The following is a 6668-nucleotide window of genomic DNA, read 5'->3' as shown; positions in this document are numbered from 1 at the left end:
CCCCACGGCCTCCCCCAGCCACCACGCGGCCAGGACCAGCGCCGACACCGGCATCAGCGCCGTGAACAGCGCCGCCTCGGCACCGCGCAGCCGGGCGGCGCCCGCGTACCAGAGCAGGAAACCCGCCACCGTCGGCACCAGCGCGTAGTAAGCCACCCCGGCCAGCGCCTCCGCCGGCACCGGCTGAAGCCAGGCGCGCTCCAGCAGCGCCGGAACCACGGACAGCAGCAGCCCCAGCGCGACCATCGCCGTCGATTGCACGAGCGGCGCCAGCGGCACGCGCAGCCGCTTGTTGAGCAGGATGAACAGCGACTCGAGCGCCACCGCACCCAGCACCAGCAGGTTGCCAAGCAGCGCGGTCGACGTGCGCGCCCCGCCCCCGTCGCCCGAACGCAGCGTGATCGCCAGCACGCCCAGGCTCGCGAGCACGATCCCGCCCACCAGGTAGCGCCCCGGCCGCTCGCGCAGCGCCAGCACAGCCACCAACGCGGCCATGGCCGGCAGCGTGCCGGTCACCACGCCCGCGTCGGCGGCCGGCGCCCAGCGCACGCCCAGGATCAGCAGCACCGTGTAGCCGACGCTGCCCGCCGCCGCCTGGCACAGCAGCAGCACGGCGTCGTGGCGGTCCGGGCGCGGCCAGCGCACGCGCAGGAACCCCATCAGCGCCACGAACACGGGCAGCGCCAGCGCAAAGCGCAGCGCGGTCGCCGTGAACGGCGGCAGGCCGTTCGCGATGAGCTTGCTCGCGACCACCGTGCTGCCGACCGTGACCATCGCGAGCGCGCACAGCCACATTCCCTTGCTTCGTTCCGACATCCTGATCGCCTTCCGTTTTGCAGAAAGCGCGAGCGTCTCCCGCCAGGGGCGCGGCGGTCTTGAACGAAATTGCAGGAATCGAGCTAGCGCGCCGCCGCATACGCCCCGGGCGTGAAGCCCAGGAAGCGCACGAAGGCCCGCGTCATATGGCTCTGGTCAGCGAAGCCTGCGCCGGCTGCCGCATCGGCCAGCGCCCGGCCCTGCGCGATCAGCCGGCGCGCGCGCGACAGCCGGCACTGCTGCAGCCAGGCATGCGGCGGCAGCCCGAAGGCGGCCGCGAAGCCGCGCAGCAGTTGGTAGCGGCTCAGACCGGCCTCGCGCGCCAATTCGCCGAGCGTGGGCGCGTGGAGGCAGTCGTCGGCGATGCGTGCACGCGCTCGTTCCATCGCTGCCGGCGCCACGCGCTGTGGCGACTCGGGAGCTCGCGTGCCGGGCGCATCGCGCAGCAGCTGCAGCACGCCCTGCTCCAGCGCCAGCGCGTCGTCGCCTTCAATGATGGCCGCGAACAACCGGTCGAAGCCCTGCCGCAGCGCCGGGTCGCTCAGTACCGGCCGCGTCAGCTCGAACCCCGGCGGCACACCGTCCGACAGCAGCGCGGGCGCCAGATGCAACATGCGCCAAGCCCGCGCCTCACCGCGCATCGCAACGCCGTCGTGCACCTCGCCCGGATTGACCGTGATGACATCGCCGCGCACCGCCTCGACCGCACCGCGCCCGCTGGCCGAGCGCTGTCCGCCGCGGTCCATCACGCCGATGCCGAAGACGTCGTGCATGTGGCGCGGAAAGCTGCGACTCGATTCGGCCGCGATCGCCTGCAGCCCCGGCAGCGCCGAGCCGCGGATGCGCACGGCATCGACGGGCGCGAAGCTCGACGGCGACGCCATGCCGGAAAACCTCAGCGCGCCTGCTTCGCCAGCCAGCCGCGCAGCCGCTCGACGCCCTGCACCAGCCGCTGCGGGTCTTTCGACGCGAAGCACCAGCGCAGCCAGCCCTGCGCCTCGGGCGCGAAGGCGTTGCCCGGCGCGAGCCCCAGGCCCGCTTCGGCGACCAGGCGCTTGGCGAGCTCAAGTGAATCGCCAAAACCTTCGAGCCGGAAGAAGGCATACATGCCGCCCTTGGCCGGCGCCACCTGCACGCCCGGCACGGCCGCCAGCAGCGGCACCAGCGTGTCGCGGCACTGCTTCAGGTGCGCGACCACGCGCGGCGTGATGTCGGCCGTGTGCTCGAGCGCCGCGATGGCGGCGCGCTGCGTGAACACGCTGGCGCACGAGGTGTTGAACTCGATCAGCTTGCCGATGCCGTCGACCATCGCCGGCGGCAACACCAGCCAGCCGAGGCGCCAGCCGGTCATGAGGAAGCTCTTCGAGAAGCTGTGCGTCACGACGAGGCGATCGTCGGGCGTGGAAATGTCGAGGAAGCTCGGCGCGCACCCGTTCGGCGTGGGCTCGAAGTACAGACGCTCGTACACCTCGTCGGCCAGGATCCAGGTGCCGGTCTGGCGGCAATGGTCGAGCACGGCCTGCTGCTCGTCGCGCGTCATCGTCCAGCCCGTGGGGTTGTTCGGCGCGTTGACGATCAGCAGCTTCGTCTTGGGCGTGACCGCCATGCGCAACGCGGGCAGGTCGAGCGTCCACTGGCCGTTCACTGGCACCAGCGGCACCGTGCGCACCTGCGCGCCCATGATCGCCGGCTGCGCCGTGAGGTTGGGCCACACGGGCGTGACGGCGACCACGTCGTCGCCCGCATCGACCAGCGCCTGCACCGCGAGCATCAGCGCGCTCACGCCGCCCGAGGCGACGGCGATGCGCGAAGCGTCAACCGCCGGGTGCAGGCGGCTGGTGTAGCGCGCGATGGCTTCGCGCAGCTCGGGCAGGCCGAGGTTGTGCGCGTAGAAAGTTTCGCCGCGCTGCAGCGATTCGATGGCCGCCTGGCGGATCACCTCGGGAGTGACCTCGTCGCTCTCGCCGAACCAGAAGGCGAGCACGTCGTCGCGGCCCATGCCGGCGTTGGCGACTTCGCGGATCTTCGAGGCTTCGAGGTGGTGGATGGCTTCACGCATGTCGGGGAGTTCCTGTGCTGTCGGGGTCATGCACCTCAGGGGCGCTTCATCTTGCAAGAGGTGGGCTGCTCGGCGCGTTCAGGCGCGATCGTCTTGATCACGCGAAAGCCGTAGCCCGAGCCCTCAACGTCGAACTGCACGCCGGGCTTGCCCTGCTTGTCCATCACACCGACCACAAGCTGCTGCTGGAACTGATGGTCGGCCGCGCGCATGCGGCCGCGCTGGCCGTACAGGCTCACGTCGGCCTGCTCCAGCGCGCGCGCCAATGGCACGGCCTCGGTGCTGCCCGCGCGTTCCAGCGCCTGCGCGAGCGACTCGACCAAGAGCTGCATGCGCATGTGCACGTAGTCGTCGGCCGGGCGCGGAAAGCGCGTGCGGAAGGCCCGGTAGAAGGCTTCGGACTGCGGCGTCTGCACGTTCGGCAGCCAGTCGGCCACGGCGACCACGCGGCCGATGCCCGCGTCGCCGATGGCGGCCGGCGCGCCCAGCGCATTGCCGTAGAAGGTGTAGAAGCTGCCGTTGAAGCCGGCTTCGCGCGCGGCCTTCACGAGCAGCGTGAGGTCGTTGCCCCAGTTGCCAGTGACCACCGCCTGCGCGCCGCTGGCGAGGATCTTGGTGGCGTAGGGCGCGAAGTCCTTCACCTTGCCCATGGGGTGCAGCTCGTCGCCGACGATTTCCACGTCGGGGCGCTGCACGCCCAGCTGGCGGCGCGACTCGCGCAGCACGGCCTGGCCGAAGCTGTAGTCCTGGCCGATCAGGTAGACGCGCTTGAGCGCCGCGTCGTCCTTGACCACGTCCATCAGCGCGGCCACGCGCATGTCGGCGTGGGCGTCGAAGCGGAAGTGCCAGAAGCTGCAGCGCTCGTTGGTCAGCACCGGATCGACGGCCGAATAGTTCAGGAAGATCGCGCGGCGCGAGGGGTCGCGCTCGTTGTTCTTGTCGATGGCATCGATCAGCGCCGCGGCCGTCACCGACGAATTGCCCTGCAGCACGATGCGGGTGCCGTCGTCCATGGCCGCGCGCAGCGCCGACAGCGCTTCTTCGTTCTGGCCCTTGCTGTCGTAGCGGTCCAGTTGCAGCGGCCGCGCGCCGCCCGGCAGCTTCACGCCGCCGCGCGCGTTCACGCGCTCCACGGCCCACTGCAGGTTGCGGAACACGGCCTCGCCGGTGTTGGCGAAGGGGCCGCTCATGCTCTCGATGAGCGCCAGCCGGATCGGCGCGGGTTGCGGGGCCTGGGCCAGGCCGGCGAACGGGGTCGCGCATAGCGCCGCCGCTGCGAATTTCAAGGCCTGGCGGCGCCAAATAAAGGGGGTTTTCATTGTCTTGAAACGCGTGCCGATGCGCCTAGATGAGGTGTCAAGCGGCACTCACGATGGAAAGGCCGCGCAGTGTAAGGGACACACATTCCATGTCCCCATTGTGTTCATTCACCCAGGAGTTTTCGCCATGTTCTTCACCCCCACCCACCGCGCGCATTTCGCTCCCCGTGCCCACGACCGCGCTTTCGAGCGCTTCGTGAACGAGGCTTTTGCCGGCGCCCGCCGCTCGCCCCTGGTCGAGCAGGACGACAAGAGCTGGACCCTGTCGCTGGACGTGCCCGGCCTGTCGCGTGAAGACCTGTCGGTGGCCATCGAAGGTGCCGTGGTCCGCATCGAAAGCAAGGCCGAAGCCAAGCGCCAGATCAAGCTCGCCTACGAGCTGCCGCAAGCCATCGACCTGGCCACCAGCGAAGCCAAGCTGGAGAACGGCGTGCTGACCCTCAAGCTCGGCAAGCTGGTGCCGGCAAGCCAGGTTTCGAACTTGCAGATCAACTAGTCCCGGCGATGCCCCCACGAAGAAAATGTTAGTGACAGCTTGTTTTGACTTTAAACAAGCGCCGTATTCACAATAGTGCCGGATAACGTCACATGATGTGACGATTTATTAGTACTTTCTTCTTCGTGGGCATCTCGTAAACGCATCGAGTTCCCGGGCGGTGCGGACAGCGGGTGTGCCTCAAGGCACCATGAAAACGCACCTGCAGTCAGCCAATGACAACGAACGGTCCGACACGCTCCTGATCTTCCTGCCAGGGGCCTACCTCAAACCCGAAGAGTTCGAGCGCGAGGGTTTCATCAGCGCCGTGCGCGAGCGGCACCTCGCAGCCGACGCACTGCTGGTCGATGCGGACGTCTCCTACTACTACGACCAGACCCTCAGCGAGCGGCTGCATGCCGACGTCATCGAGCCGCAGCGCGCCAAGGGCTACACCTCGATCTGGCTGGTCGGCATTTCCATCGGCGGGTTCGGCGCGCTGATCCACGAACTGGCACGGCCGGGCTCGGTGGATGGCATCGTGGCGCTGGCGCCCTACCTCGGGCGCCGCGTGCTCGGCGCGGAAATCAAGAAGGCCGGCGGCCTGCGCGCCTGGCAGGCGCCCACCGGGCCGCAGCCCGACGAGGAACCCGACCGCAAGCTCTGGCCCTTCTTCCAGCAGTACCTGGCGCCGAAGCCCTCCCAGGACCTGCCGCCGCTGTACCTGGGCTTCGGCCTGGCCGACCGCTTCGCCAGCAACCACAAGCTGCTGGCCGACGCCCTGCCCCCGGGGCGCGTGTTCACGACCGAAGGCGGCCACGACTGGCCCGAGTGGCGCCAGCTCTGGCGCAACGTGCTCGACGTGCTGCCGCTGCCCTCGCTGGGGCGCGCACGGCCGCAGCCGGCTACGCGGTTTCCGGCAGCGGCGTCTCGGGCGTCATCAGCGATGCCATCGGCCATCGCGGCTTGACGTCGAAGGCGTAGCGCTCCGAGGCCTGCGACAGGCCTGATTGCAGCCGCATCGCCGCCGCCATGGCGATCATGGCGCCGTTGTCCGTGCACAAGTGCAGCTCGGGGTAGTGCACGCGCACCTTGCGCTTGGCGCAGGCCGCGTTCAGCTGCTCGCGCAGGTTCCTGTTGGCCCCCACGCCGCCGGCCACCACCAGCCGCTTCAGGCCGGTCTGGTCCAGCGCCGCGAGCGACTTCTTCAGCAGCACTTCGACGATCGCCGCCTGCGTGGAGGCGGCCAGGTCGGCCTTGCGCGCCTCGAGCTGGTCGCCGAGCTTCTTGGCCTGCGTGAGCACGGCCGTCTTCAGGCCGGCAAACGAAAAGTCGAGATCACCGCTGTGCAGCAGCGGGCGGGGCAGCTTGAAGGCCGCGGCGTCGCCCTCTTCGGCCAGCTTCGCGAGCCAGGGGCCGCCGGGGTACGGCAGGCCCATGAGCTTGGCGCTCTTGTCGAAGGCCTCGCCCGCCGCGTCGTCGATGGTTTCGCCGAGCAGTTCGTAGCGGCCCACGCCGTCGACCCGCATCAGCTGCGTGTGACCACCCGACACCAGCAGCGCCACGAACGGGAATTCGGGCGGGTCGGCGCTCAGGAACGGCGACAGCAGATGCCCTTCGAGGTGATGCACCGCCAGCACCGGCTTGCCCAGCGCCACGCCGAGCGCGCACGCCACGCCCGCGCCCACGAGCAGCGCGCCGGCCAGGCCCGGGCCGCGCGTGTAGGCCACCACGTCGATCTCGGTCAGCGAGCGCCCGGCCTCGGCCATGACGGCTTCGGTGAGCGGCAGCACGCGGCGGATGTGGTCGCGGCTGGCCAGCTCGGGCACCACGCCGCCGTAGGCCTGGTGCATGGCGATCTGGCTGTGCAGCGCGTGCGAACGCAGCAGCGGCAGCGCGTCGCCGTGCGACTCGACCAGCGCCACGCCGGTCTCGTCGCAGGATGATTCGATTCCCAACAAGAGCATGGCGCCGAGTGTAGGGGCCGCCCGCCGGCGGC

The 6668-nt window shown here is 69.8% G+C and carries 7 protein-coding genes; 2 read left to right on the top strand and 5 right to left on the bottom strand.

From position 1 onward, the window contains the following. From AC07Y4_RS18995 to AC07Y4_RS18980, 4 genes are all read right to left on the bottom strand, one after another. Positions 1–816 (bottom strand): DMT family transporter (locus AC07Y4_RS18995; protein WP_495274917.1); only part of this gene is annotated, 816 nt, incomplete at its 3' end. An 83-nt stretch (positions 817–899) separates the two neighbouring features. After that, positions 900–1700: an AraC family transcriptional regulator gene (locus tag AC07Y4_RS18990; protein ID WP_495274916.1), complete on the bottom strand. Its 801-nt coding sequence runs from the start codon at positions 1698–1700 to the stop codon at positions 900–902. 11 nt (positions 1701–1711) lie between these two features. Next, positions 1712–2905, bottom strand: a complete 1194-nt coding sequence (locus tag AC07Y4_RS18985; protein ID WP_495274915.1) for a pyridoxal phosphate-dependent aminotransferase — start codon at positions 2903–2905, stop codon at positions 1712–1714. A gap of 5 nt (positions 2906–2910) precedes the next feature. Next, positions 2911–4194: a branched-chain amino acid ABC transporter substrate-binding protein gene (locus AC07Y4_RS18980; protein ID WP_139702816.1), complete on the bottom strand. Its 1284-nt coding sequence runs from the start codon at positions 4192–4194 to the stop codon at positions 2911–2913. Between the two features lie 127 nt (positions 4195–4321). Here AC07Y4_RS18980 and AC07Y4_RS18975 point away from each other — a divergent pair, with 127 nt between their 5' ends. Next, positions 4322–4690: an Hsp20/alpha crystallin family protein gene (locus tag AC07Y4_RS18975; protein ID WP_159276089.1), complete on the top strand. Its 369-nt coding sequence runs from the start codon at positions 4322–4324 to the stop codon at positions 4688–4690. A 190-nt stretch (positions 4691–4880) separates the two neighbouring features. After that, positions 4881–5639 (top strand): alpha/beta hydrolase, encoded by a 759-nt coding sequence (locus AC07Y4_RS18970; RefSeq protein ID WP_095949087.1) that lies wholly within the window; start codon positions 4881–4883, stop codon positions 5637–5639. On the opposite strand, the gene tsaD is transcribed toward AC07Y4_RS18970, so the two are convergent. Next, a complete protein-coding gene (tsaD, locus tag AC07Y4_RS18965; RefSeq protein WP_495274914.1) occupies positions 5575–6636 on the bottom strand; it encodes a tRNA (adenosine(37)-N6)-threonylcarbamoyltransferase complex transferase subunit TsaD in 1062 nt (353 codons plus the stop codon). The genes AC07Y4_RS18970 and tsaD overlap by 65 nt on opposite strands. Between the last annotated feature and the right edge of the window lie 32 nt (positions 6637–6668).

It is taken from the genome of Variovorax sp. GW460-12-1-14-LB1, from assembly GCF_059423605.1.
This window is presented reverse-complemented; position numbering and strand designations above follow the sequence as displayed.